This window comes from Streptomyces sp. NPDC002825, assembly GCF_040295385.1.
GTDB lineage: Bacteria > Actinomycetota > Actinomycetes > Streptomycetales > Streptomycetaceae > Streptomyces.
Genome location: NZ_JBEOVH010000011.1, coordinates 132,571 through 157,481 on the forward strand (window position 1 = coordinate 132,571; position 24,911 = coordinate 157,481).

At 69.6% G+C, this 24,911-nt stretch carries 18 protein-coding genes and 6 pseudogenes; 10 read left to right on the forward strand and 14 right to left on the reverse strand.

Going from position 1 to position 24,911, the window contains the following annotated elements; translation table 11 throughout:
* Positions 1-198: 198 nt before the first annotated feature.
* Positions 199-321: pseudogene (locus ABT041_RS16975) on the forward strand (IS5/IS1182 family transposase); the annotation flags it as partial.
* A gap of 22 nt (positions 322-343) precedes the next feature.
* Here the strand turns inward: ABT041_RS16975 and ABT041_RS16980 are convergent.
* Together ABT041_RS16980 and ABT041_RS16985 are read right to left on the reverse strand one after the other, a co-directional pair.
* Positions 344-1,108 carry a maleylpyruvate isomerase family mycothiol-dependent enzyme gene (locus ABT041_RS16980; RefSeq protein WP_351184707.1) on the reverse strand — a complete coding sequence of 255 codons (765 nt, stop codon included), beginning with the start codon at positions 1,106-1,108 and terminating at the stop codon, positions 344-346.
* 61 nt (positions 1,109-1,169) lie between these two features.
* Positions 1,170-1,284, reverse strand: a pseudogene (locus ABT041_RS16985) (IS5/IS1182 family transposase); the annotation flags it as partial.
* A gap of 601 nt (positions 1,285-1,885) precedes the next feature.
* Here ABT041_RS16985 and ABT041_RS39050 point away from each other — a divergent pair.
* Positions 1,886-2,248: a zinc finger domain-containing protein gene (locus ABT041_RS39050; protein WP_502976510.1), complete on the forward strand. Its 363-nt coding sequence runs from the start codon at positions 1,886-1,888 to the stop codon at positions 2,246-2,248.
* Positions 2,249-2,755: 507 nt separating this feature from the next.
* Here the strand turns inward: ABT041_RS39050 and ABT041_RS16995 are convergent.
* Entirely contained in the window at positions 2,756-2,929 is a 174-nt protein-coding gene (locus ABT041_RS16995; RefSeq protein WP_351184711.1) for a hypothetical protein, read from the reverse strand.
* Between the two features lie 318 nt (positions 2,930-3,247).
* On the opposite strand from ABT041_RS16995, the pseudogene ABT041_RS17000 reads away from it, so the two are divergent.
* Positions 3,248-3,479: pseudogene (locus ABT041_RS17000) on the forward strand (GNAT family N-acetyltransferase); the annotation flags it as partial.
* A 34-nt stretch (positions 3,480-3,513) separates the two neighbouring features.
* On the opposite strand, the pseudogene ABT041_RS17005 reads toward ABT041_RS17000, so the two are convergent.
* Positions 3,514-3,849, reverse strand: a pseudogene (locus ABT041_RS17005) (transposase); the annotation flags it as partial.
* Positions 3,850-4,498: 649 nt separating this feature from the next.
* Between ABT041_RS17005 and ABT041_RS17010 the strand changes: the two are divergent.
* The 4 genes from ABT041_RS17010 to ABT041_RS17025 all read left to right on the forward strand — a co-directional run bounded on the left by ABT041_RS17010 (position 4,499) and on the right by ABT041_RS17025 (position 9,031).
* A complete protein-coding gene (locus tag ABT041_RS17010) occupies positions 4,499-4,909 on the forward strand; it encodes a hypothetical protein (RefSeq protein WP_351184713.1) in 411 nt (136 codons plus the stop codon).
* A 27-nt stretch (positions 4,910-4,936) separates the two neighbouring features.
* Positions 4,937-7,045 (forward strand): telomere-associated protein Tap, encoded by a 2,109-nt coding sequence (gene tap / locus ABT041_RS17015; protein WP_351184715.1) that lies wholly within the window; start codon positions 4,937-4,939, stop codon positions 7,043-7,045.
* A gap of 211 nt (positions 7,046-7,256) precedes the next feature.
* Positions 7,257-7,811 (forward strand): telomere-protecting terminal protein Tpg, encoded by a 555-nt coding sequence (gene tpg, locus ABT041_RS17020; RefSeq protein ID WP_351184717.1) that lies wholly within the window; start codon positions 7,257-7,259, stop codon positions 7,809-7,811.
* A gap of 593 nt (positions 7,812-8,404) precedes the next feature.
* The gene (locus ABT041_RS17025) at positions 8,405-9,031 is read left to right on the forward strand and encodes a TetR/AcrR family transcriptional regulator (protein ID WP_351184719.1); all 627 of its coding nucleotides are present in this window, start codon (positions 8,405-8,407) and stop codon (positions 9,029-9,031) included.
* A 403-nt stretch (positions 9,032-9,434) separates the two neighbouring features.
* On the opposite strand, the gene ABT041_RS17030 is transcribed toward ABT041_RS17025, so the two are convergent.
* From ABT041_RS17030 to ABT041_RS17040, 3 genes are read right to left on the reverse strand one after another with little or no spacing between them, the layout of a single operon-like run.
* On the reverse strand, positions 9,435-11,036 hold the full coding sequence (locus ABT041_RS17030) for an FAD-dependent oxidoreductase (RefSeq protein ID WP_351184721.1): 1,602 nt from the start codon (positions 11,034-11,036) through the stop codon (positions 9,435-9,437).
* On the reverse strand, positions 11,033-11,938 hold the full coding sequence (locus tag ABT041_RS17035; protein ID WP_351184723.1) for an alpha/beta fold hydrolase: 906 nt from the start codon (positions 11,936-11,938) through the stop codon (positions 11,033-11,035). The genes ABT041_RS17030 and ABT041_RS17035 overlap by 4 nt, the downstream gene beginning before the upstream one ends.
* 19 nt (positions 11,939-11,957) lie before the next feature.
* The gene (locus ABT041_RS17040; protein ID WP_351184725.1) at positions 11,958-12,785 is read right to left on the reverse strand and encodes an alpha/beta fold hydrolase; all 828 of its coding nucleotides are present in this window, start codon (positions 12,783-12,785) and stop codon (positions 11,958-11,960) included.
* 239 nt (positions 12,786-13,024) lie between these two features.
* Here ABT041_RS17040 and ABT041_RS17045 point away from each other — a divergent pair, with 239 nt between their 5' ends.
* A complete protein-coding gene (locus ABT041_RS17045) occupies positions 13,025-14,041 on the forward strand; it encodes an alpha/beta hydrolase (protein ID WP_351184727.1) in 1,017 nt (338 codons plus the stop codon).
* Positions 14,042-14,104: 63 nt separating this feature from the next.
* On the opposite strand, the gene ABT041_RS17050 is transcribed toward ABT041_RS17045, so the two are convergent.
* From ABT041_RS17050 to ABT041_RS17060, 3 genes are all read right to left on the reverse strand, one after another.
* Positions 14,105-14,500 (reverse strand): hypothetical protein, encoded by a 396-nt coding sequence (locus tag ABT041_RS17050; protein ID WP_351184729.1) that lies wholly within the window; start codon positions 14,498-14,500, stop codon positions 14,105-14,107.
* Positions 14,501-14,698: 198 nt separating this feature from the next.
* On the reverse strand, positions 14,699-15,085 hold the full coding sequence (locus ABT041_RS17055; protein WP_351184731.1) for a hypothetical protein: 387 nt from the start codon (positions 15,083-15,085) through the stop codon (positions 14,699-14,701).
* A 2,120-nt stretch (positions 15,086-17,205) separates the two neighbouring features.
* Entirely contained in the window at positions 17,206-17,778 is a 573-nt protein-coding gene (locus ABT041_RS17060) for a hypothetical protein (RefSeq protein ID WP_351184733.1), read from the reverse strand.
* 377 nt (positions 17,779-18,155) lie between these two features.
* Here ABT041_RS17060 and ABT041_RS17065 point away from each other — a divergent pair, with 377 nt between their 5' ends.
* Positions 18,156-18,452, forward strand: coding sequence for a hypothetical protein (locus ABT041_RS17065; protein ID WP_351184735.1), 297 nt, complete (start codon positions 18,156-18,158; stop codon positions 18,450-18,452).
* A gap of 382 nt (positions 18,453-18,834) precedes the next feature.
* On the opposite strand, the pseudogene ABT041_RS17070 reads toward ABT041_RS17065, so the two are convergent.
* Positions 18,835-18,948 (reverse strand): annotated as a pseudogene (locus ABT041_RS17070) (AraC family transcriptional regulator); the annotation flags it as partial.
* A 737-nt stretch (positions 18,949-19,685) separates the two neighbouring features.
* Here ABT041_RS17070 and ABT041_RS17075 point away from each other — a divergent pair.
* Positions 19,686-20,801, forward strand: a complete 1,116-nt coding sequence (locus ABT041_RS17075; RefSeq protein WP_351184737.1) for a DUF5954 family protein — start codon at positions 19,686-19,688, stop codon at positions 20,799-20,801.
* A gap of 924 nt (positions 20,802-21,725) precedes the next feature.
* Here ABT041_RS17075 and ABT041_RS17080 read toward each other — a convergent pair.
* From ABT041_RS17080 to istA, 3 genes and pseudogenes are all read right to left on the reverse strand, one after another.
* Positions 21,726-22,310, reverse strand: a complete 585-nt coding sequence (locus ABT041_RS17080; protein WP_351184739.1) for a suppressor of fused domain protein — start codon at positions 22,308-22,310, stop codon at positions 21,726-21,728.
* An 84-nt stretch (positions 22,311-22,394) separates the two neighbouring features.
* Positions 22,395-23,193 (reverse strand): annotated as a pseudogene (istB, locus tag ABT041_RS17085) (IS21-like element helper ATPase IstB).
* Positions 23,190-24,818 (reverse strand): IS21 family transposase, encoded by a 1,629-nt coding sequence (gene istA, locus ABT041_RS17090; protein ID WP_351184822.1) that lies wholly within the window; start codon positions 24,816-24,818, stop codon positions 23,190-23,192. Before istA ends, istB begins: the two are co-directional and overlap by 4 nt.
* Positions 24,819-24,911: the final 93 nt, after the last annotated feature.

Here is a 24,911-nt window from a genome sequence, read left to right on the forward strand (position 1 = left end):
GGAGTTTTGACGCTCTGTGATCACCCGGCGGGCTCGTGCCTGCGGTCCCAGATGCCCTTCGGAACCCCTGTGGGACCACTTCGCCGTTCTGCTGCCGCGTGGAAGGGATTCGCCAAGAGCCATCCGCTGTTTCCACCGGCGACGGATGCCGGACCGGACCGTCTTCGGGTACACCGTACTCGCGCTGGTCCACGACTCCGGCTACGCGTCGTGGACTTGCACCTCTACCTCGCCGCCGCTCTCGTCAGGCTCCGCATGCTCATCCGACGCTCGACGAGCTGCTACCGCTGGGACGGCCGCCCCACCACCCGACGCCCCAAAGAGATTCATCTGCCGGTCGGCCTCAGCCCCAGTCCTGCAGCTGCTGGAGCAGGTCGGCGTCGCCGTCGATCCGCAGCGAGCCGGCCGGGATGCGCATGTACATGAGCAGGGCCATCTCGCTCGCCGTGCCGTAGATGGCGGCGGTGGGCTTACTCTCGGCGGCGTCCGCCGCGGTGAGGCGAGTGAAGCGGGAGCCGGCGGCGTCCACCGTCTGGCGCCAGGAGCCGGCCTCGGCTGCGTGGTAGTCCATCGTGGCGGGCTCGCCCGGCCACGGGGCCGTGACGGTGCAGACGGTGGCGAGGAACTCCTCGATGGCGTCGACCGCCTCGGTCGTCGGCAGCTCCTGCGGGTTACCCGAGGCCAGCTGGGCGTCGTAGGTGTGGATCAGCGATTCCGGGACGCGGCGGCGGGCCACGGCGGCCACCGTGTGCGGCGAGGCCAGCGGCTCCCACCAGGCCCAGCAGCCCCGGTCCGGGCCGGCCTCGCGCAGAGCAGTGAGCAGCTGCTCCGTCGAGTCGGCCAGCCAGGTTATGAGCTCCTCGCGCTCCTTGGGCGCCGCCAGCCCGTCCTTGCTGGGCCGTTCGTCGCCCGGCGCGGTGTTGAGCACGATGTATGCCCAGAAGCGGTCCCCCTCACTGAGGTGGTTGGCCAGGTCGTACAGCGTCCAGCCCGGGCAGGACGGGACGTCGGCGTCGAGGCTGGGGGCCGCTGCGACGGCGGCGCGGAACGCGGCGGAACGCTCGTCAATCATCCGCAGCAGGGTGGGGAAGTGGAGATGATCAGTCACGCGGACCTTGTATCACCCGGACCGGGACTCTCGCACTCGATTAGGACCGACGGCAGGTGGATCACTTGAGGCGTCGGGTGGTGGGCGGCCGTCCAGTGGTAGCGGCTCGTCGAGCGTCGGATGAGCATGCGGAGCGTGACGAGAGTCGCGGCAAGGTGCAGGCAGAACTCGACGACCGCGCCCCCTTCCGCCCTGTGGACGCCAGGCAGGAAGCAGAAAGAACCAGCGCGGGACGTGCAGGCGCACGAGCTGATGCGCCGACTGCTCTACGCCCGCCGGACCGAGTACACCGACCTGGCGCAAGAGGTGTGCCGCGAGATCGACGAGCTGGCCGGGGTGAGCCCGCAGCTCCAGCGCCAGCTGGACGCCGCCCGGCGCAACGCGCTCCTCTGGGCGAAGAAGGAGACGGAGGCCCGTCGGGAGCTGTTCGCCCGCCTGAACCAGGCCATGGCCGATCAGATGACCAGGAGCGTCAAAACGCTCCTGACGGAAAGCAAGACGGCCACCCGGGACGGCCGGACCGAGGAGGAAGAACACACGATCCGCGCGGCCGCCTACCTGACCGCAGTCGAGGCGGCCACGTTCGCGCGCCTGGACACCCTCCTCGCGGACATCAGCTGCCTCCCGGCGAACGAGGACCCATGGTTCCTGAAGTCCAGGCTCGAGGCGCTGCTCCGGGCAGCCACCGGGGCCGGCAGGATCGGGGAAGACCGGAAGGCTCAGCTCGAGCTGTGGAGCACACGCCTGCGATACCTGCCTTTCCCGCCCCGGTCGACCATGCCGCTCAGGCAGCAAGAAGGTGTGCCGCTGCACCGCCAGGTCGGTCGGGCGTACTGGACGACGAGGCCGTGCCCCCGGTGCGCGGCGGACTGCGGCCAGCAGTGCGTGGTGAACGACGGGCCACGTGCCGGCCGCGTACGGCAAGTACCGCACGCCGATCGGCTGCGGACCGTCATCAACGAACTCCAAGAGCAGCAGAAAAAGCACGTGGCGGTCCGGACCACGTGGCGGGCGTACGACGTGACCTGTCCCGACTGCGGCCAGGAAGCCGGGGCCTGGTGCCTCACGCCTGGCGAACCGCACTCCTCGCGGTCCAAACGGGCCAGGAAGTCCACCGAACAGCAAGGGCCAAGTCTCTGAGGACGGTCGGGTACGTATGGCATGTTCGGGACGTCGACACCGAAATCAAGTCGTATCGGCTATTCGTGAATGGCCGCCATGGATTGCTTGTCGCTCTCACTATCGGCGCGTTCGTATTCGGCGGGGTCGCCTGTGCTTCCGGAGTCGAAGGCGTCAATCCCGTACGGACACAGGAGAGCCCGGCGTCGGCTCCGACCACCCCTGCTCCCGCCACGGAGCAGACGAGGTCGGTAACGCCGTCACCGAAGCCGGGTAACGAGCGAGCGGACCTTAAGAGCTTCGAGATCGATGATTCAAGGGCGTTCGGGGCCGACCGCATCTGGGTCGTGTGGACGGTCGTCAACAGCACTTCGGCGAAGGCGAACTATAGGTGGGGGTGGGAAGCCGTTGATGCCCATGGTGTCCGCGTCGCCAAGGGCACAGAGCTCGCCGTTGGTGTGCGGCCAGGAGAGAAGTCCATCGGCGGCTCCCCTACGACCCTTGAGACCGCCAATGTGAAACTGCGCATCACGGCGTTCGACCGCACAACCACGCCGTGAAGGCGGGCAGGCGGCGGGCGAGGTCGGCGGCGAGCTGCCCGGCCCCCTGGCCGCGTCCGTCCGGGTCGAGCCGTTCCAGGACCGGGAGCAACTCGACCGTCTCGCGCGCTTCGGTGGCGGTGAGCAGAGCGAGGCGGCTCATCGGAGTAGGTGCCACCAGGGCGCCGGTCACGGGATCGGTGTCATGGTCCACCCCGTCTTCAACGGCACCCGCCCAGCCAGGGCACGGGTAAGCGAGCCAGGCAGGATATGGGCCAGGCCGCACCGGAACGGCACCTTCAGGCAGGATGGATGACCAACGAGGCTCCAGAGCAGCGTGGTTGAGACGTCAGACGTCTCCATCAACAGCTCGGGTGCCTCGCTCGTTGCGCTCCTGAACGGTCGCCTGATCGGTGGCCACCTCGAAGAAGCTCAGTCTCCTGTAGGCCTCAACCGATGTCGCGTCGCATCGCAGTACCCGGCGCATGCCCGCGGGCGGGGAGTGGCCTCCCGTGCTCTGCAGGCACTGACCAACTGGGCTTCGACACCTTCGCGGACGGGATGGAGCGTCTCGAACTCCTCCACCAGGTGGACAACCTGGCAACGTGCCGGGCTGCACAGAAGAGCCACTACGACTTCCACACCCTCCTGCCCGCGGCACCGCCCTCCTTCCCCGCGATGGCCACCGGCACATGCGGTGCGCGAGTGCCTGAGACCTCCCGGCTTCTGCGGATCGGCTGAGACTGCTCATGCCGAGAGGGTCTCGGAGCGTTCAACGAGGTGGCCGCGTTCGAAGCGGGCCCCGGCACGGACCAGCGCGACGAGGTGGGGTGCGTTCACAGCCCGCCAACAGTCCTGGGCTGACTCGACCAGCTTGAAAAGCCAGCCGGGCGGCCCGGCTACCGCCCCCTTCGTCACCTTGGTCCGCAGCCGCACGGTGGCGAACCTCGACTCGATGGGCTTCGTGGTCCGCCGATGAATCCAGTGCTCGGCGGGGAGGTCGTAGAACGCCAGCAGCTCACCCTCATCGTCCACGATCTTCTTGACCGCCTCGGGGTACTTCGCGTTGTACTGCTTGGAGAAACCCGCCCCCAGCCGAAACCTTCGTCCGTGAACGTCCGGCCGAGGCCCCGCCGACCCGAGTGCACGCATTGCTGGACGACTACACTGATCCGCTCATCACCGCCGTGTCGGCGGTCATTTACCACGCATCGCTGCGCTACGGCGGCAAGTTCCAGGTCCTCGCGGACGGTCAACGGCTGCTGACCGACGACAAACTCGATGTCCTGGAACGCGGGGCGACAGCTGTGGGGCTGGTACAAGGCCTGATCAAGCAGAGCCACCTTCAGAGCCTGGTCCGCGGCCGTTCGGTGGACCACCCTTCCCTTCAGCTCGCCGGCCTAGTGGCAGGCGCCGGCCGGGCGGTTGCGCGATGGCACGACAGCCAGGACGACATTGGAGGACAGGATTTCCGTCCATGGTCGCGCCACTCGTGGATCCCGCAGCCTGCTCATGGACGGGAAGCCCGAGGATTTCACGCGTGTCGACACCACGCGCGCGAAACGCCGCTGACGCCGTCCAACGCCTTGGAGCCGCCTTTGGTTCGAACGCCAGATCGGACGCTCGTCTGCTTCCTGTCGGCCCCCTCCGTAGGCAGTTCTGCCCCGCTCGACCCCACCGGCAACGAAACAACGGAACGTTGTTTCTTTGGTTCGTGGGATAGGGTGGTGTCATGTCGGACGGCACAGGGACACCCGCCCCCCGCAGGAAATCCGCCTTCACGGACCGCGCTCCTGCCAGCGATACCGCCGTGTCTTTTCCGTCGGCCGAAGGTGCTCTCGGTAAGAGCCTGCAGCATGACGTGGCCCTTTTGGAGGGGCTGCTGGCGCACGCGGCCCCTACCGGTACGGCAGGGCAGCACACGGTCCCCGACGAGGACGTTGCTGCGGCTCTGGGGCTGTTCGAGGACTTGCGTACCGCGCTCGACCGGCTGGAGACGCAGGTCGTCATCGAGGCCCGCCGTCGCGGGATGGAGTGGCGGGAGATTGCGCGCCATCAGGGGATGAGATCGTCGCAGGCCGCGTCTCAGCGCTATCAGCGGCTGGTGACCCGTCTCGAAGAGATCCGTCAGGGCATTCGGTAAGAAGAGGCAGGAGACACCCCTTTCCCCATGAGCAACCAGCCTTCCGACCCGCTTGCCGCCGTCGACGCCCTCCTCGCCGCCGTCGAAGCCGGCCATGTCCTGCCGGCCCCGGCGGAACGGATCCGGCTGCGTGAAGCGGCCGGCCTGACCCAGGCCGCGGTGGCGCAGGCCCTCGGTGTGCGCATCGCCAGCATTCAGGCGTGGGAGGAAGGCCGTGCCGAGCCGAAACCCGAACGCCTCCCGGCCTACCGCCGCCTCCTCGAGGGTCTGGCTCAGCGCCACCCCGTTCCCACCACCCCGCATACGCTGCACGCCGCATCTCCAGCCGGCACCACACACCCCCAAGCGGCGCCCGCCCACACCCCCCGCCACGTGCCGGCCTGCGCACCAGCCCTCCGGTCCGCCCGCCCCGCCCAGCCGGCCGCGGCCCCCGCGCCCGCAGCCGCTGCAAAGAAGACCGCCGCGGCTGTGTTCGACTCCCGTTTCCCGAGCGGGCCGCTCGCTGTCCTGGACGGTGACGGGGCGGCGTACGGCGTCGGCGGGATTGTGCTGGACTGCCCGGCGACCTCGATCGTGGACCTGGTCGAGTGGACCCTGGGCCAGTCCGGCCTCGGGGCACCGAGGCTCCACCGCTACGGGACGGATTCCGACCCCCTCGTCGTCCTGACCGCGACGGCGGCTGCGAAGTTCGCTCTGCCCGAACGCCTGGAAGACCGGCGCGGCCTGCGCCTGCCCCCGGACCATCCGGTCGTCAGACAGGTGACGAAGGCCAAGTGGCAGCTGACCCAGCGCGGCTTCGGCCCCTGGCCCCGTATCTACCGCAAGGCCCAGGGACGCGACCGCCAGTGCGTCCAGCTCGCGATCCTGCCCTGGGACGCTCTCGACTCCCGCTCCTGGCCCGGTGTCACCGAGGCGGAGATGCACCCGGCCGACATCGCCCGCGTCCTTGGAATCTACGCACAGCGCGTCATCACCCCCCGCGGATCCACGGCCGTCTGCGGCCTGGAGCTGATGACCGCGCTGCGCCCGCCGACCCGCCCGGTGCGCGAGGAGGAGACCGGCAACTGGACCCGCGGCCACCACGCCGGAAGCCTCGGGACCGAGCCGCTGCCACCGGCACCGCCGGAAGCCCGCCCCGAGCACCCGGTCGTCGTGAACTCCGGCTGGACGGGCGGCTTCGTCAACGAAGAGGCGTACCAGTGGGTTCGCGACATCGACCTGCTCACCGGTGATGAGGCTGCGCTGCCGTACGCGGTCGGCCTCGACCTCAACACCGCCTTCCTCGCCTCCACCGCCCGCCTGATGGTCGGCCTGTCCGAACCTGATCATTTCGTGCGCCCGAAGTTCTACCCTAAAGTTCCCGGCTCCTGGCTCGTCGACCTTTCCCACATCGACCTGGACCCGCGTCTTCCGTCGCCGTTCACGCCGACCGGCCAGCGGCCCACAGGACCGGCCTGGTACCAGACACACACCGTCGCCTACGCCCAGGAACTCGGCTACGACGTCGAGATCCTGGAGGCGTACCTGCGCCGCGAGAGCGGTGCCTACCTCGACCCGTGGCACGACCGGCTCAAGACCGCCTACGCCCAGACCCTGGCCGATCTCGGCGTCACCCCCGACCTCACCGACGCGGAGTTCCTCGCGGCGATGGAGGTCCACAAGCAGGTCGACCCGGCAATGGCCGCCGTACTTGCGGCTATCAAGGCGACGGTGAAGGGCGGCATCGGCAAGCTCTTCGAGGGACCCCAGGGCGCGGGCTACAAGGACGGCGAGGAGTGGCCGGCGATGCAGCGGCCGACCTGGGCGCCCTGGATCCGCAACGCGATCATCTCCAAGACCAGGGTCAACATGCACCGCAAGCTTGCCAACATGGCCAAGTTCACCGGCATGTACCCGCTCGCGGTCCTTTCCGACTGTGTCGTCTACCCCGCCGCGAGCGCCAGCCCGCTCGACTTCCTCCCCTACGCCGAGTCGGGCAAGCCGATTCCTGGTGCCTTCCGCCTCGGCTCCACACCGGGCCGGGCGAAGCTGGAGGGTGCGCAGCCCATGACATGGGCGGTCGACCTGATGGAACAGGGCTACAACCCCGCCCGCCACATCAAGGGCGGCGACGCCGTATTCGACGAGGGCGAGTAGTCGTGCCTCAGTGCCCTGGCCCGGGTCAAGTGGTTTCGTGCACACGACCACCGGAAAGCGCGCGTGGAAGCGGGGCACTGCTCCGTGCACAGCCATGGCCCGGCTTCATGCTGCGAGCCGAGCCGCTGCTCCGGCGTCTCTGTGCGGGGTGAACTCGGCTGTGCTGGCCGTGATGGTTCAGACCTCATCTGTGGAAGGGAACTGACGCCCTGTGGGACAGATTGACGATGCCCTGGAGCGGGCCGATCGCGAGCATGTCACCAAGGAGCCGCCCATGACGCTTCAGGGTCGGATCAACTTCTTGCTCAAGTATCTGAGCGCGAAGGAGATCGGCCAGGAGATCGGCGTCACCGCCGACTCCGTCAACAGGTACCGGCGCGGTGCCCGCAAGCATCCACCCGGGGATGTCGCGGCACGGATCGACGCGGCGGTGCGGGCCCGGTGGCAGCCTCGTGTCCGTGGGCGTCGGCGCAGGCATGCGGCGGCAACGGGCGGGATCACTGTGGAGACCCGTGCTCGTTTCGGCTACACGGCCGGGCCGGGCACGAGCGACGACGGCCGTTTCCGCCGTCTCACCGTCCATCTCCCTCCGGCCTTCGCACAGCGTCTGTTCGAGGCTCGTGAACAGGGTGTGGGCGAGCAGCAGATGAGGCAGATCGTCGCGGAGGGGTTCAAGGAGGTCTATTTCCAGGACGGCGGCCGGCGCGCTGGGGGGCTGTCGGACGTGACTCTGAACGACATCGACTACCTCGACGTGGAGTACTGATCCGGAGACGAGCCGGCCACTGCGTGTGCGTCTCACTGTGCGGAAGCGCGATGGTTGCCACCATGGCGCGGTGGTTGTCACCGAATCGCCTTGGCGGATCTTGACGCGCTGGGCTGTCCGCTGCCGGGCACGGCGGCTGGGGTTCGCAGTCGTGGACGCTGCTGAGCTGGTGGGCCGCGCCGATCATGACCTTGCGGATGGCCTTGGCCTGCCCGAGGTGGTGGTCGCCGATCTGTGGTGCTCGATACGGGTTTTGCAGTAGGTCGCGTCCAGGTGCACGTACGAGAACGGACACGTTTCAAAGGGCGGCCGGGACTGCGGTGAGCTGACCGGCCGGGTCCTTACGGATCCGCGGGACCTCGCTCTTGGAGCATCAGTCCTTGGCGTTCACCTGCCCGCCGTCGAACTCCGTGGGAGCGGTCATCGATGGTCGGATCGACGGGGGCGCCGCCGCTCGGTGTTCAACCGGCGGTCTCCATAGTGGATACGGTGTTGCTGTTATGGTGCTGGCCGAGGAGGTGGATGTTTCAGTGGCAGCAGCTGATCCTGCGCGAGCGACCCCGGCATCGGCTCGGCGCCCGGGGCGTCCGCCCGTGCCGCTGGAGCGCATCGTCTCCACCGCGCTGCAGATCGTGGACGACGAAGGGGCCGACGCTCTCTCGATGCGGACGCTGGCCCAGCGCCTGGGCTCGGGCACGGCGACGCTGTACCGGCATTTCGACAACCGGACGGCACTGGTGGCCCATGTCGTGGACCGCATGTTCGGCGCCGTGGAACTGAACGGCGACGAACTCCGCGCGATGGGCTGGCAGCAAGCGCTGCGGACGGTCGCGCACACCATGTTCGAGGCCCTGGCCCGGCACCGGAACGCGGCGCGCCTGATGGCCGACGAGATCCCCCTGGGGCCGAACGCCATGGCGCTGCGGGAGCACTGTCTCGCGGCGCTGCTCGACAGCGGCTTCCCGCCGCGGCTGGCCGCGCACGGCTTTGCCACCCTCGCCCGCTACGTCCTCGGATTCGCCATACAGGTCAGCGGTCATGGCGGCGGCGGGCAACTTGACGATGCGCAAGTGTCCGCCGTCTTCCAGAGCGTCGATCCGGCCTTGTTCCCGGCAACGGTCACCGTTGCCGGGTCGATGCCCGTTCCGATCGAGGAGGAGTTCTCCTTCGGGCTCGAACTTCTTCTCAGCGGGCTTGCCCACCTGCGCGACGACGCCTGACCAGCCAGGACGATGCGAATCTGAGGCCGTCGGCGTGTGAAGTCACAGCGCGGGGCAGCATTGCTTTCAGGGCGAAACTGCCGGAGGGGCCCATCCGTGGAGGCGTGGACTTGATCCGCGGCGCTTCAGGCGAACGAGGCCGCGAGGTATGAGGCGACAAGCACCGCGCACACGGTGGCGGGCGCGAGTTTGGCATGTGCTCCAGGGCGTCGCGCAACGCCTGTTCAGCGCGGGCTGGCCGGTGACGACGCGGCCGGAGAAGTCGACGGCCTCGGCGTCGGGCGCATCGATGACGTCGCCGACGGCTGCCATGGTCTCGCCGTCGAGAGGATGTCGACATGCTCGGCGTCCGGCCGGTGGGGCGTCATCGGGATGACCTGCGCCCCGCGCAGCAGTATGCGGCTCATCCCGTGGCCCGCGGACCGGGGTGGGTGTGGCTCGGCTGGGACATGGTGCGGCTCCTTGTCTGCGGCGTCATTGCCCGCACGGCGGCCTGTGTGGTGGTGAGGAGATCCCGGGTGGCGATGTGCCCGATGTAGCCGTCGGGACGGATCAGCAGCAGAGTGTCGCCGGTCAGGCCGTAGGCACTGCGCAGCGTGTTCTCGGGGTCGGAGAAGGCGCGGCCGTCGCCCGCGGTCGGGCCGACGGTCAACCGCTTCAGTGGGGCGCCCGTCGTCGGCCAGTCGAGGAGTTCGAGGTCCCGGGCGGCGCCGGGGCCGTAGGCGATGGCGGTGAAGTGCGGTCCCTGGAAGAGGTTGAACAGGCGGGTATCGGCGCCGTCGGCGCCGAGCAGTCGGGCGTCCGGGGCGCGGTCACCCACGCGCAGCGCGCCGGTGTCGCTGCCGTCGCCGTCGGCGGGGGCGAGCGGGCCGCCGTAGTAGGTCAGGGAGAGCTGCTGCTCGTCCTTGCCGCGCTTCATGCTGGAGGGATCGAGCTTGGCGATGCCGCCCCACTTCTCCGTGGACAGGCCCAGGACGCCGGCGGCGATCGGCTGCCGCTCGGTTTCGTAGGTGGCAAGCAGGTCCGGGTCGGCTCCGGCGAGGACCTGGCCGAGCTTCCAGCCGAGGTTGTAGCCGTCCTGGATACCGGTGTTCAAGCCCTGGGCACCGGCCGGGGTGTGGACGTGCGCGGCGTCGCCGACGAGGAAGACACGTCCGCGGCCGTAGTGCTCCGCAAGACGGATGTTGGGCCGGAACACGGACTTCCAGTGGATCTCGTGCAGCTGGATGTGCCGGTTGCGGGTGTGGGAGTGGATCCGGCCGATGACGGCGCCGATCTCCTGGGGCGGCTCCTCGTCGGGCGTGAGCCGGATCATCCACTGGAACACGTCGCTGTCGGGGAGCGGGCAGGCGGCGATGAGCTTTCCGCCGAGGCCGGGCCACATGTGCCACCGGTTGCGGGCCAGGCCGCTGACGGAGGCGTCCACGATCAGCACGCGGTCGGACTCGTCCGTCGTCCCGAGGAAACCGATGCCGAGCTGCTTGCGCACCGCACTGGAGCCGCCGTCGGCCCCCACGGCATAGCGGGCGACGATCTCCTCGGCCCCGTCCGCGCCCACCACCTTGGCGAGCACCGTGTCCTCGTTCTGCGTCAGCTCGGTCAGCTCCTTGCCGAACTCGACCTCGCGGCCGAGCTCACCGAGCCGGGCGTGCAGGGCGCGGTCCGTGCGGAACTGCGGGATCAGCCAGGTGTTCGGGTACGGGACGTCCGGGGTCGCCTCTTTGTGGGGGAACATCTTCCACGGCACGCTGAGGGGTCCGGCATGGAGCCCGAGCTTGGGATAGGTGTCTCCGCCGGCCAGTACGTCGTCGAGAGCGCCGAGGTCTTCGAGGACTTCGAGGCTGCGGGGCTGGATGCCCTTGGCGCGCGAGCCGTCGAAAGCGTGGGGGGACCTGTCGACGATCCGGACGTCGAGTCCGCGGCGTACGAGGTCGATCGCCAAGGCGGAGCCCGAGGGGCCGGCACCGATGATCAGTACGTCGATGGCCTGCGGGTGGTTGTTCATGGGTCGAGCCTTTCGGTGCGTGCGGACACGAACGGGACGAGCTGGTCGGCGACGTCGCGCGGCCGTTCGAATGGGGCCATGTGCCCGCATTTAGGAATGATGTGATGTTTCTGGGGCTTCAGCAGGGCGCGCGCTGTGTCGAAGTGCGTCGGCGGTGTGACGGTGTCCGCGTCGCCCCACAGCAGCAGCATCGGAATGCCCAGCGCCCCCGTCTGCCGGAAGAGGTCGTCGCGGCCGGTGACGGGCAGGTGCTGCAGGGTGTCGAAGACCGCGTACAGCGAGCCCTCGAAGCGGAGGGTGTCGAGGACCATCTCGGTCAGTTCCGCGCCGAGCCCGGGGTCGCGGACGTTGTGCCCGAGGTGTCCCTGGAGCAGCTGGAGGCCGCGACGGCGGGCGACCACTCCGGCCAGCAGGTCGCTGCGCAGCAGCCGGTCGGGGGAGGCCGACCGCGGTTTCGCGAGCCCGGCGGGTCCGACGAGGGTGAGCGTGGACACCGACGAGCGGTACTGGGCCGCGTACGTCATGCTGACCAGCGCGCCCATGGAGGTGCCGACCAGGTGCAGAGGCCGCGCCGTCAGGCCGAGCCGGTCCGTCAGCTCGGCCAGCTGCCGGGTGAACAGCGTCTCGTCGTACCGTGCCTGTACCCGGTCGGAGTAGCCGCGGCCGTAGGCGCTGCAGGTCAGGGTCCGCAGCCCGCGGGCGTGCAGCTCGCTGACGAGGCCGTCCCAGTAGAACAGCGGGATGGTCAGACCGCCCGCTATCAGGACCACGTCCCCGTCCTCGGGCCCCGTCAGCTCGTAGTGGGTGACGCCGTCGGACAGCTCGATGAAACTGCCGCGCAGCGCCTTGCGCGAGTCGGCGGTGAGCTTGCGGTCCTCGCCCGGGGCGACGAAGTACTTCATGGAACGGGCCTCCTTGCCCTCAGGTCGTGCCGGCGCAGGAGCCGAGGAACTTCGCGATCGCGTCCGCGACCCACTGCGGTTCCTCCTCCGGCAGCAGATGTCCGCCGTGGGGGTGGACGAGCTCCTGGGTGCCGGGGATGTCGCGGGCGAAGTGCTGGCCGTCGATGCCAGCGCTGCGCAGCACCAGCGTGGGCACTGTGATGCGGGGGATCCGCGCGCTGCGGTCCGGCTGGTCGGTGTTGCAGAAGTCGACGAAGGCCGAGCGGTTACCGGGGCGGCTCATGAGCTGATGGGCGCGGTCCACCATGGCGTCGTCCACGATCCGTGCATGCGGCCCGACGGCCTCGCGCAGGTTGCGCTCGATGGCACCGCGCGGCATCACCCGCCTCAGCAGCGGCCGCACCAGCGGGTTGCGCGCCAGGCGCATCCCCGCGGGCACCGCCTTCTCCGGGTAGCCGGTGGCGTTGACCAGCACCAGGCCGGTCAGCCGCTCCGGATGATCCAGCGCGACGTTCCAGGCGATGTTGCCGCCCAGGGAATTGCCGGCCACCGCGTAGCGCGGCACGCCCAGCGCCTCCAGGAAGCCCGCCACCGTCGCGGCGTACGCCGGGATGCGGTAGTCACGGTCCTTACGCGGGCCCGTCAGCCCGAACGCCGGCAGGTCGGGGCGGATGACGTCGAACGAATCCGACAGCAGATCCGTCACGCGGTCGAAGTGCTGCAGGGATGAGGCACTGCCGTGCAGCAGCACGAGTGCCGGGCCGTGCCCGCCGCGCTTGTAGTGGATCCGCAGGCCGTCCAGCTCGACGAACCGGGAATCGGGCTGGGGCTCAGACCACGTACTCATAATGGATACACTGTTGCCGATATGGTGGTCCTGTCAAGTGGAAGCCCTTGCCGTGGGCACGGCGCTCCGTCTCGGCCGACTCCTGCGCGACGGCCCCGAACGCGACGACGCAGAGGTGGCCGACCAGGTCACCGAGGATCCGCTGCGGATGTCCCGAGATCTGCCGGCAACCACTGTCCGACCTGGAAACGGCGGCCGACTGCCGAAGGCCGCGACACCGAACGAAAGGTGTGCAGTACATGACACTCCGACGCGTTCTCGGCGGACTGGGCGCCGCAGCGACCCTCGGCGCTGCCGCGGCGATCAGCACGCGTCGCCGCGCTCTGGCGGCAGTCCCCCGCGAGCTGCGGCACCCCCTGCTCTACCTCCCGCTGAACTTCGGCAACCCGGTCACTCTGGCCATCGCTCGCCGCGTCGTGCCCTTGGCGGGAGCCGCCTCAAGGCCCGGCGTCCGCATCGAGCGGCGCACGCTGCCGGCCACAACCGACGACCTCCCCGTCGAGGTGCTCACCTACCGGGCATCAGGCCAAGCGCCGCACGCAGCGCTGCTCTGGATCCACGGCGGAGGAACCGTCATGGGTGCCGCACGGCAGGAGAACACCTGGTGCAGCCGCGTCGCCGACGAACTCGGCGCTCTGGTCGTCAGCGTCGACTACCGCCTCGCACCCGAAAATCCGTACCCCGCAGCTTTGGACGACTGCTTCGGTGCGCTCCGCTGGCTTCACGCCAGTGCCGCCGCCCTCGGCATCGATCCCACCCGCATCGCCGTCGGCGGCGAAAGCGCCGGAGGCGGACTAGCCGCCGCCGTGGTCCAGCGCGCCCACGATTCAGGAGTGCCGGTCCGCTTCCAACTCCTCGTCTACCCCATGCTCGACGACCGCACGGCTCTACGCGTCGACCCTCCCAACAGCGCCGTCTATACGTGGACCCCGGACTCCAACCGCTTCGCCTGGACCTCCTACCTCGGCGGCCCGCCACAGGACCGCGACGATCGCCCCTACATTGCGGCGGCAAGGCGGAGGAACCTCGACGGGCTGCCGCCCGCGTGGATCGGCGTGGGCGACCTCGACCTGTTCCACGACGAAGACGTCGACTACGCCCGACGCCTGAACGAGGCCGGCGTCGCATGCGAGCTGCGGCTCGAACCGGGCATGTACCACGGCGCTGATGCCTTGCTCGACGGCAAAGCACCATCGATGACCGCTTTCCGCGCTGCCGCCCTCGACGCTCTGCGAACTGCCCTGGCAAAGCCCTGACCGCCCCGGACATACCGAACCAGCCTCGGCGACCAGGCCAGCTCGGGTCGCACGCCGAGTGCTTCAGTCGGCGGATGAGCCCTTCAGTTGTTGAGGTTTGCGGTCAGTCGTTGCCAGCGCCGGTGTTCGGTGAGAAGGGTGCTGGTGGTGAGCACGGTTACGGGGACCGCTGTCCAGGCGGGCGGCGAGCCATGAGGGGATCACAGCTGCGGTGAGTTGGAGCAGCAGCAGGATCGTGGCCCAGGCGGGCACCGCATTGATCACGTTGGCCTTGTCCCCCCCCCAGGTGGGGAAGAGAGTGGGAAGACCGATCAGGACAACGACGGACAGGGCGGCAAGCGGCCGCGGGTGGCCGGCCAGGGCCCAGGGGGTGGCCACCCGGGCGACGAGCTCGGTTGCGAAGCGCAGCGAGGACGGACGCGGCGCGGTCGTCCGGTCGCCCCGAGGTTGTTTCTCCACCAGCGGCGTCGGTCACCTGCGGACGGTCTCACGGCGCGTGGCCGGCTGTCAGGGGTTCTGGGGCGCCACCGTCCCACCATGGATTGCCGCATACCGCGCGCAGCCGGGGGCGCTCGGGACTACGGCGGGCGGACAGATAATGCTGTGTGACCGCTGTGGTCCCGTTCGGCTAGCTGTGCGGGGTCATGTTGTGGGGTTTCAGCCGTTCAGGCGGCTGAAGCCGGCTTGGATGGTGTGGACCGTGACGGGGGCACCGCCGAGCATCTCGGCTTTCTGGCGGAGCTGGTTCACCACTGCCGGGCTCGGTGTGCCGTACAGGTCGATGGACCTCATCCGGATGAACGGACCGAAGCTGCGGAACTTCGGCCCGCCGATCTCCAGGTGGAGCTCCATCGACGCCGTGTCGGGATGGACGGCGATGACGCTCATCGTCGATTCGGTCTCGTCGATGTAGAAGTGGTAGGCGATCAGCTGCGGCTCACGCTCCTTGGCGAACGCGGCCAGATCGCGCATCCTGACCCTGACGTCCTCGACGCTGCCGTCGAGAATGTCCGAGCGGTCGATGTAGAAGAGGGGCTCCGTCATGGCGTTTGACGTTAGCGCCGGACCTGCTCGCCCGGGCCGCGCGACGCGCGGCCCGCGCTCCGGCAGCGCGGCACACTGCTCGCGCATGGCTTCGCCGCGCTGGACGAGGAAGACGACTCTGTCGAGTTCGCGGATTTGCGGTCCTGGGGCGCCCACGCCTACTGGTGGCCCCTTGACTGGAGACTGGCCAAGAACCCGTTGGCTGATGCCTGGACCGCCGGCACGGTCGAGGGGACCGTGCAGGCTGTCGCGGCTGAGGCCGCCTTCTGGCGACCTCGAGTGCACCGGAGGTCCGGAGTCTCTGCGGGGAACACGGGGTGACCGCGCGCCTGTTCACCGGCGGCCGGTGCTTTGGCACCCTCTGAAACCTGCTGTCCCCGCCCCCCGGGCACAGCGCGGGGCCTACCGCTGGAGCCGGCACCGGCGACCACGGCGGTGACCAGGACGGCGGCCCTGCCGGGCTTCCCGCCCGTGTCGACCGAGGCGGGCCTGACCGAGCCGGCGGCGTCGATGTCGGCTGGCGGGGCGGCCCGTTCACCACCCGAGCCGGTGCGCCCGGACTCCGGCCCTCGCGGAGGGCGGGACGGGAGGTGTCAAGGCTCCGTGGGAGCTTGTAGAGCAACGCCTGGCCCAATCGAAGGCGTTAACGCGCCCCGGCGTCTTGTGAAGGAAGGCAGACACGGGGCTCTGCCATGGGATCTCGGGCGGCGCGTGCCGGCCTCAGCCGGTGCCGGGTGAGGAGTCGGTGACCCCCGAGGAGGGAGAGGAGGGGTGGGAAAAGCCTGTTGTCGCTGCCCAAGGAGGGGGCGCGGTTTTGTTCCCTGCCCGTGGTGCGCCCATCTGGCTGTTTGGGCCGGTCGGTCTGCTGGGGGGTGTTGGGCTCACGAGGGTTCTGGGGTCGGGTGCGGGGGGGGCGTTGTGGGAGGCTCTCTGGCTGTTTTTCCTGGTGGATGGCGGGGCTGAGAGGCGAGGGGCGGGTACTCGCCGCGGGCGCGAGGTGCTGGGCTGGGAGAGTCCTCGGTCAGGATCTGGCGGTAGTTCGGCGGGGGTGCCGGGGGCGGTGGAGCTGGCAGGGCGAGCGGCGGGCTGGCGCCGGGTTGGAGCTCCTCGACGTCGTCGTACGGCTGTACGGCTCAGCAAAGGAGTGCTCCGGATCGTCGTGTGCGACGACGTGGACCTGCCCGATGGCTGGTTCCAGGAAGCTGTGATCGGAAGTCTGGCGTCCGGCGCTGGGGCGGTCGCACCGCGGTTGGCCCCGTGGCTGGCTCGACCGCGCTGCCAAGCAGGCCCGGCAGTACCGGACTGGGTGCTGCCGTCCGAGCGTGAGTACGCCCACGAGCGGAGGCAGGTCAGCTGCGCACGGGGCAGAGTCGGCGACAGGCGCCCGCCCGCCGGGCTTTGCCGGAGCCCATGTGTGCGGGTGCCAGCTGGCCCGGATGCCCGCGGGCGACAGTCGGCGTGTGAGAGGCAGGCCGGCCGTGCTGATCGGGCTGGAGCACGACACGCCCGGTGACCTGGCAGCCGACGTCGTCGGCGAGAGCCTGCGCGAGCGTGGCGCCGAGGCCCTGGCGACGGTCGGCCTCAGCCACCCGGATCAGATCGATACATGTGTGCCAGGTGCCGTCCGCGTCAACGGACTCTGGGCTCTCGGCCCTGTTCGAGGGGCGGTGACGTACGGCCCGCAGATGACGGAGCGGGGTGAGGGTGCGGGGATCGGGTCCCGGCGTACGGAGGTCTCGCCGTGGAGCCGGTCCGCGCCGAGGCGCTCATCCTGCCCCGCCCGGCATCTGTCACCTCGTGGATCGTGCGTCGGCGTGTAACGCTCACGGACCGGGAAGGGGGAAATGTCAGGATCGCCGGCCGGGGCATGGTCCGGGCATGTGACCTGGCCAGGTACTTTCGCGGCTTGCTGGACCCGGCGGCATGCGGCTGGAGTGGATCTGCCGGGCCGGGCAGGAGGCTCCCGCCCTGGTCAGCTCGTTCGCCGGCTTTCTCGCCGGGATTTCGACGCCGTGACTGCCGGTGTCACTTTCGGCCACAGCTCTGGCAGGGGTGAAGGAAACGGAAACCGAGTGAAAACGATCAAGGGAGTCATGCACGGCCGGGTCTCGTTTCGTCTTCTACGAATCCCCGTCCCGCTCCAAAACCGGCGCCCTGCCTTGCTGTCGGCGCGCCGCTCGGCGTTTGGTCTTTGCCCGTACGCGCTCTCGCAGCAGGGCCTGGTAGTGCGCCGACTTGTGATCGCCGAGGTCGTAGTACTCGCAGAGGTCGGCCATCGTCTCGGCGTCCTGCGCGCTACCGGTGAGACCGGCCTGCATGAGCAGCCAGAAGCCCTCCTGGACCATCGCACGGTACTCGTCATGCGCGCGCGCCGTCGGCGACGCATCGTCGTAACCCGAGCCGTAGGCCGCACTCAGCAGCGTCTCCAGGAACTCGCTGCGGACCGCTGGCGAGACCTCACCGGCCAGCGCCGCGAGGATGACACCGATCGCCGGCCCGGTGCACTCGGCGATGAAGCAGCTGTCCTCGACATGTCCGGAAAGGCCGTAGCCGAACGCGTCGTGGGGACTCTCAGCGGTCAGAAGCGTCTCGAACAACAGCGGCACATGCTCTGCCGAGTCACCGCAGGCGCAGCTCAGCGCGGTCCAGTCGTGCCGCGCCAGCTCGGCGCGCACCAGTTCGCTGACGCCCATTCCCGTCCCGTTCGCCGGCCTGCCATTTCCACGAGCGGCCATGATCCCGCATCCGGTCCATGCCCTCCCCGCGCCGGGCAGGTCACGCAAACCGAGGGCACGGCCGTTTCCGACGAGCCCCAACCACCGCACGGCTACTCGACCGGCTCCAGGAAGAGCCGGACACGACGACGGACGGACAGCTCTGCTACGGGACGTACAGCGCCCTGCCGCACTACACGCAGAGGCAGGTGCGCCTGATGCTTCGGAAGATCAGGTGGGCCGCTTGGTCCGAACAAGATCAAAGGGGGCGGCTTTGAGCCTCATCCTCCCGGTGCGCTGGAGGTCCGCGCCCGGCGCCCCTGCGGCTGTCGGTGGTGCCTGGGAGGCTGGCCGGTATGGATGGTGACGAGCAGCTGCTGCGCGGCCGGGTCTACGGCCGTGACCACGATGATCCCGACCCGGGCCCGCGGCCGGACCGGACCTACGCCGAGCTCGTCGGCGGCCCGTTGGACGGTCTGCTGCTGGACATCCACGGCCGGCGGGCTGAGGAGGTCGAAGACGGTGTCGCCCTGGCCACCGAGTTGTCGAAGTGGCCTGGCGGCCGCGCGCTGTACGGGCCGCGTGCCGGTGATCCGCGCGGACCGGGCCCGGGGATCGTCTGCCGCTTCCACTACACCGGCGACATGCCCTGACCGGCGTCTTCCCGCAGGGGAGGGCGGGTCGTCCGCAGCCCCCGGAATACTCGCCTCTTGGGCAGGTGGTGCGGGTGGCCCTGCCGCTCCTGCGCGCTGCGGCGAGAGGGTTCGTGCGGCGCCTTGCCGCACTCTCGGGGTCTCGCAGGCGGAGCACGCCCCCGGTCTCGCGGCCGCGCCCCGGCTGGGCCGGCCCGTCCGGTCGTGGGAGGAAGGGAGCTCGTGGTTGAGGTGTCCGGGAGCACGGCACGGAAGGTGCGGCGGTATGCGTGGGGGTGACGCCGATCCGCTGGGGGTATGGAGGTGCCGGCGCGGAGACACCGGTGCCGAATCCGGCGCGGTCGACGGCCAGGTCGACGGGCCAGTCGGTGGATTGCAGCAGGTGCCGGGCCAGGTCGACGCGCTGGAGGATGAGCCACCCCCCGGGGCCGGTGCCGACCTCGTCGCGCAAGCGCCGGGTGAACGTAGGCACGCTGACGCCCGCGTGGGAGGCCATGCCAGCCAGGGTGCCGGGTTGACTCGGCCTGGTCACACTGCCGCGGCCACTCCCGCTGCCCGACGTCCCCCTGTACCTGTTGTGGCACCAGCAGCAGCACCAGCACCAGCGCTACGACGATGACCGCGCCCGCACCTGGCTACGCGAAACGGCGCCGCCGAAACCGCCCAGGCAGTGTTCAGCTGACCCCGTACTCGTCAACACCGTCTATTGGCCCGAGCGTGCGACGCCCCATGCCATGTCAAAAACGACGCCGCTACTCGCGTACAAAGCCCCCGCGGGGGTGGACCCGCCCCGCCCCACCCGAACGTCGCCCCCGGCTCCTGCTCCCTGCTCCCTGCTCACGCGGGGATATCCCTGGAACCGATTGTTTCTAGTGCCCGGCGGCGCCTGTCCCTGCTCGCGCGGGGGTGGTCCCCTGTGCGAGGGGCCGGGCTCGTGGACTGCCTCCTGCTCGCGCGGGGGTGGCCTCAAGGGTCTCTCTTGCGAGAACGGTCGCATCTGCTGCTCCCCGCTCGTGCGGGGAATGGTCCCGGCCAGCAGGCCGGTCAGCTGCGCGGCGTCGACGGCCTCGTCGAGGATCCGCCTGCGGGCGAGTTCGCCGCTGGCCGCCGGCTCGTGCACCGGGGCGACGAGCCGCTGGGGATGGGTGGCGGCCGCAGCCCTGTGCGCCGGACCCGGAGCGCAGATCCGGTAAAACCGTGATGCGAGGGCACGCGGGCCGCCACGATGGTGGCGTGAGCGAACAGGACGCGGGGCCGGGGGAGTGGCCGGTGCTTGTGCGGGTTCCGGTGGAGCCGGTGGAAGCCGCGGTGGAGGCTGATGCCGCCCATGCGGTGGCCCGCTACAGTGCCCTGGCGGTACGCGGCCCGCTGTTCGGTGTCGCCTCACAACACCGGGCTCGGGACGCCCTGCGGCGATGGCGGGTGGTCGTCGGGGTCACCCAGGGCTGTCCGCAGCAGGCCCGCGACGCGCTGAACTCCCTGCTCTGGTTCCGCGCGAAGGACGAGGCGAAGAGCAGGCAGGAACGGCGTGCGCTGCTGGCGGCGGTGGCCCGGCTGGAGAAGGAGTACGTCGACGAGCTCACCGTGCTCGGCACCCGCTACCGCGTGGTGCGGGCCGAGGAGTACGCGGCGGTGGACGAGCACGGCGGCATCGAAACGCCGCGTCCCACCGACCCCGAACCCCTCGCCCCCGAGTGGAGCCCCGGCGCCGGCGCCGGCAGTCCGCGGGTCGACGACGGCCTGGTCCTGGACCCGGACGCGCCGCTGTCCCCGCCGCAGGCGGCGGAGCGCATCGCCCTGCGCCCCCTGGCCTACAGCGGCCCGAACTTCCCCGCCCCCGTTCTCGCCGACTCCGCACGGGCCGTGGAAAGTCATCCGGACGTCCTGCTGATGCCGGCGGCGTTCCTGATCGTCGAGCGGACCGGCGACGGCCCCTGGTCGCCGGGCAGCGGCCTGCAGGCCACCGCCCACGACGCACGCCGCACCCTGGACTTCGCCCTGACCTGGATGGAACCACGCACCCGCGGCCTGATCCCCTACGACGCCGACCGCACCGTGGATGCCCGCCACCCGCCCGCCGGAATCACCGAAGCGACAGCCGCCAAGCTCAAGGAACTGGCAAAGGCCGCTGACAGACTGCGTGCCGGCCGCTGCGACCAGGTCGAGGCCCACGGCACCATCTACCGGATCGCCCGCTCCCGACGCCTGGTGCGCTGGGGCCGCGGCGGACCGGAAGGCCCGCGCCCGTCCGACATCAGCATCCACGCCCCCGCGGTGCTCCACCCGCGCCTCGATGAGGACGGCACCGTCCATTTCGACGAGCCCGCGGGTGACGAATCCGCCCGGTGAAGCGGGAGCGGGGTGGCCCCCCGCTTCAGCTGAGGAGGCCGATGTCGGCGTCCGGGGCGGGAAGATCGCAGGGATTCCTCCGCCCAGCTGTGGGTGCTCCGGTCCGCGATCCACAGTGGCCTGCGCAGAGAGGAAATCCACGTCGACGAATGGGTCTCCCATAAGCCGGGCCGCTACAGCGCTTACCCATTCGTCCTGCAGCGACAGCCAGACGGGGGGAAGCCCTGGGGCGTTGCTCTGTCCCGCGGCTCAGCGTGGTCGGCCGGGAGGGACGGGGCGAGACCATGGCCAGGGGGTTGTGGCCGAGTTGAGCCGGCGAGGTCTTCGCGGACACCATGGCGCCAGACCTTCTGGAGAATCCCGGAGCAGCGCAGTCGATCCTTCGCGAGCCTCGCCCGCACGACCTCGTCTTCCTTGGCCTCGCTCGGCCTTCTGCCGGGCTTCCCCGTTGCTGGTGATGAAGCGGGTGCCGGGGTAGAAGGAGAGGTTTCCGCCGGAGGCGGCTGCCCAGATGGTGGGTGGCGTCGGGGGTTTCCCGTCACGCGGCCGATTGGAGTCCGAGGGACTTCGGCCCGTCTTCGATCGTGCCTCGGGCCCCCGCCGCCTCCGAGCGTCCCGCCCCTGACGCGTGGGCGAGGGCCGCTGCAGACAGCGCCACCGGGGCGTAGTCGCCGTACCCTCGCCTTGCTCGCGGGCCTCGCCGTAGCGCGTCCGGCCCGCGTCTGCTGCTGCACGGTCCGGCTCCTGTGGATTCCGTCTTCGGTGATCCCGATAGGTCTGTGTGGCTTCGCTCATGAAGACGGACAGCGTTTGTCGATGGCTTTGGGCATTCAATCGATGATCACCGGGCCTCAACATGTCGACGAGATTTGACGGCACTGGAGGACTCCCCGGATGCCGCTTGTGCCCGGACTGCCGCGAGGTTCAGGCGACGGATGGACGCCTTGGATCGATCGGAACGATCGCGTGCTCGTCGAAGAGCTGTTCAAGGGCCTCGTGGCCGTGCTCACGGCGGAATGCCATCTCGGCTGCGGTGACCGGCAGAGCCCAGAGAATTCGGGCATGGCCGTCCGGCAGCGGGCAGTGCTCCAGGTCAGGGCCGTGCAGGTAGGGGAGGCTGATCAGCAGGTGGTCGCAGCAGGACCCGGGCAGCCACGGCTCCCCGATGGGCAGGCTGTGTTCGAGATCGAGATGGTGATCGGCGTGGTAGTAGGCGGTCATGGCCAGGAGCTCAGCGAAGCGTTTGTCGTGGACGGGCGCGGTGAGGACGAATTCGAGGCCGTGGCCGTCCGTCTCGACCGTGGACCAGCAGCAGCCGGCGGTGATGTAGGCCCAGCTGTCGGCGCGCGGCCCTGGGCTGACGGTGAGGATCCGCAGGTCGGGAACCGCTTCCCTTGGCCCAGGTCCCAGGTCGTAGTCGCTGACTGTGATCATGTGGCCGGTGAAGAAGTCGCGAACGTGGGCCTCGACGCCTGCTATCGCCCGCTGGTTGCGCTCGCTCTCGAACATGATGGAGAGGATCTCACGACGGGCCCAGGTGTCCTGGCTGGAGTCCGCCCCCGCCGCAGGCGGGGGCGGACTCGGATGGATGGTTCAGCTGGCCTTGACCGGTTCCTCCGCTCGGGCTCGGGTGCTGGCGAGGCGGTTGGAGTCGGTGCCGGTCTCGATGATGGTGCCGTTGAAGGTGAGCCGGTCGACGATGGCCGCGCAGAGCCGGGGGTCGGTGAAGGTCTTGGTCCAGCCGCCGAAGGACTCGTTGGAGGCGATCGCGACGCTGTTCTTCTCCTCGCGCTCGGTCAGGAGACCTGGAAGAGGAGTTCGGCGCCGTGAAGTCGAGTTCCATGTAGCCGAGTTCGTCGATGCAGAGGAGGTCGACGCGGCCGTAGCGGGCGATGGTCTTGTTCAGCTGCTTCTCGTCGGCGGCCTCGACCAGCTCGTTGACCAGCTTCGTGGCGAGGGTGTAGCGGACGCGGTAGCCCTTCATCGCGGCCTCGGTGCCCAGGGCGATGAGCATGTGGGACTTGCCGGTGCCGGAGTCGCCGATCAGGCAGAGTGGCTGGCTTTTCTTGATCCACTCGCAGCTGGCGAGGGTGTGGATGGTGGCCGGGTCGATGTTCGGGTTGGCGTCGAAGTCGAAAGACCGCAGGGACTTCTCCCGCGGGAAGCCGGCTGCCTTGATCCGCCGTTCCGAGCGGCGGCGGGCCCGGTCGTCGCACTCGGCCATCAGCAGTTCGGCGAGGAAGCCGCGGTAGGTCATCTGGTCCTTCATCGCCCGGTCGGCGATGTCGGAGAACTCGTTACGGATCGACGGCAGCCGCAGCAAGCGGCAGGCGGAGTCGATCGCGGTGTCGCCGGCCTGCTCGGTCAACCCCCGCTGTCGGGGCATGGTCACTGCGCTTCTCCCTCACGGTGGCCGCTGCCGCTGGTGCGGCGGCGTCGGAGCAACTGGTCGTAGTGAGACACCGAGGGCAGCGGCCTGGTGTCCGGCGGAAGATGCGCCAGGCGCCACTCGTGCAGGGACGTCACCGCCGCCGGCGGCTGGCCGGGGACCCGGACATCCGGCGTGGGCTCGGTCTCGGCCTGGGCGGCCTTGCGGGCCTCCAGCGCGACCGCGTCCGCGGTCATGGCCCCGGCCCGCAGGGCTGCGGCCAGGCCGGCGACGACGTGTTCGTGCGTCATGTGGCGTCCGAGCAGCAGCACCTCGATCAGCGCGCGGGTGCCGTCCCGCTCGCCGTGGATCTTCATGGCCTGGGCCCACCAGGCGTCATGGACCGGGGTGAACTTGCCCGCCGAACGGGCCTGTTCGAGAGCGGTCGAGCCGGGGAAGGCGCCGGGTTTGCCGACCAGGACCTCCAGGTAGTGGTCCAGCTCCAGACGGACGACGCCTTTGGCGATCAGCCGCTCGTGCCGGGCCACTTCCACGTTCTGGTCGTAAACCACCAGGTGAGAGGCGTGAAGGATGACCCTCACCCGCTTGCCGATCAGCCGGATGGGGACTGAGTAGCGGTTCGTGCGGACCGGGATCTGGCCGTAGCGGTCGACTCGCGGGGTAAACAGACGCCCGGTCTCGAACGGCTCCTGGGGCAACGGCATCAGCAGCGGTCGTTCGAGCGCGAAGTCCTCGGCGATCGTCCTGGACCTGGAGCCGATCCGGCGGGCGTCGTCCTGCCGGTCCCACTGCTCGACCATCTCGTTCAGCTCGGCGAGCGAGGACGCCTCGGGGACCGGGACGAAGTGGTTGCGTCGGAAGTAGCCGATCTGCCCCTCGACGCCGCCCTTCTCATGGGCGCCCTCGACGCCCGGGCGGCAGTAGAAGCTCTCGATTCCGTAGTTCGACTTGAACGCGATCCACCGGTCCGCCTCCACCCTCGCCCGGCTCAGCCCAAGCACGCGGGCGACGGCCGCCTTGAGGTTGTCGTAGCGGACCTTGGTTCGCGGGACTCCGCCCAGCGTCCGCAGCGCGTGGACGTGGCCTTCGAAGAACGCCTCCTGGCCGCAGGAGGCGAACACCCGGTGGACGGCCTTGCCGGAATACGACAGGCGGAAGGAGAACAGGTAGCAGGTCACCAGCTCGCCGGCGAGGCGGATCGTCACGTCACCGAAGTCGACCTCCGCCTCGTGACCGGGCTGGTGGGTCTGCGGGACGAACGCCTCCAGCGGCGCCTTGCCCGACTCGACCAGGATCTCGGGCTTCCGGGCCGCCACGTAGTAGCGGACCATCCCGTAGGAGACGTCGGCGCCGTGTTCCTCGACCAGCCGATGGAAGATCCGGGTGACCGTGTGCCGCTGCTTGCGCGGCGCGTCCAGGTCCGCCCGCAGGATCTCATCGATCACCGGCTTGTAGCGGTCCAGTCCGGTCGCCCGCGGCGGCAGCTTCTTGCGCGGCTCCGGCCAGGACGAGTCCAACGCCTTCCGCACCGTCCGCCACGTCACACCGTGCTTGCGCTCAAGCTCCCGCATCGACATGCCGCCACGGTGGTCACGCCGGATCGCCGCGTACAGCTCGACCTTCGACATCCGCGGCATAACCAGCACCTTTCACCAGGAGCATCTCGATGCTGCCCTGGCAAGAACCCCGGTGCCTCCCAAACTCGTCGACATCACCCATCC

Coding starts and splice junctions, on each gene's coding strand:
- ABT041_RS17065 (WP_351184735.1), top strand. CDS start 18,156: ATGGATGGTGACGAGCAGCTGCTGCGCGGCCGGGTCTACGGCCGTGAC.
- ABT041_RS39050 (WP_502976510.1), top strand. CDS start 1,886: ATGCCGCTCAGGCAGCAAGAAGGTGTGCCGCTGCACCGCCAGGTCGGT.
- ABT041_RS17045 (WP_351184727.1), top strand. CDS start 13,025: ATGACACTCCGACGCGTTCTCGGCGGACTGGGCGCCGCAGCGACCCTC.
- tap (WP_351184715.1), top strand. CDS start 4,937: ATGAGCAACCAGCCTTCCGACCCGCTTGCCGCCGTCGACGCCCTCCTC.
- ABT041_RS17030 (WP_351184721.1), bottom strand. CDS start 11,036: ATGAACAACCACCCGCAGGCCATCGACGTACTGATCATCGGTGCCGGC.
- ABT041_RS17010 (WP_351184713.1), top strand. CDS start 4,499: ATGTCGGACGGCACAGGGACACCCGCCCCCCGCAGGAAATCCGCCTTC.
- ABT041_RS17060 (WP_351184733.1), bottom strand. CDS start 17,778: ATGGGCGTCAGCGAACTGGTGCGCGCCGAGCTGGCGCGGCACGACTGG.
- ABT041_RS17040 (WP_351184725.1), bottom strand. CDS start 12,785: ATGAGTACGTGGTCTGAGCCCCAGCCCGATTCCCGGTTCGTCGAGCTG.
- ABT041_RS16995 (WP_351184711.1), bottom strand. CDS start 2,929: ATGAGCCGCCTCGCTCTGCTCACCGCCACCGAAGCGCGCGAGACGGTC.
- ABT041_RS17080 (WP_351184739.1), bottom strand. CDS start 22,310: ATGTTCGAGAGCGAGCGCAACCAGCGGGCGATAGCAGGCGTCGAGGCC.
- ABT041_RS17055 (WP_351184731.1), bottom strand. CDS start 15,085: ATGACGGAGCCCCTCTTCTACATCGACCGCTCGGACATTCTCGACGGC.
- ABT041_RS17035 (WP_351184723.1), bottom strand. CDS start 11,938: ATGAAGTACTTCGTCGCCCCGGGCGAGGACCGCAAGCTCACCGCCGAC.
- istA (WP_351184822.1), bottom strand. CDS start 24,818: ATGTCGAAGGTCGAGCTGTACGCGGCGATCCGGCGTGACCACCGTGGC.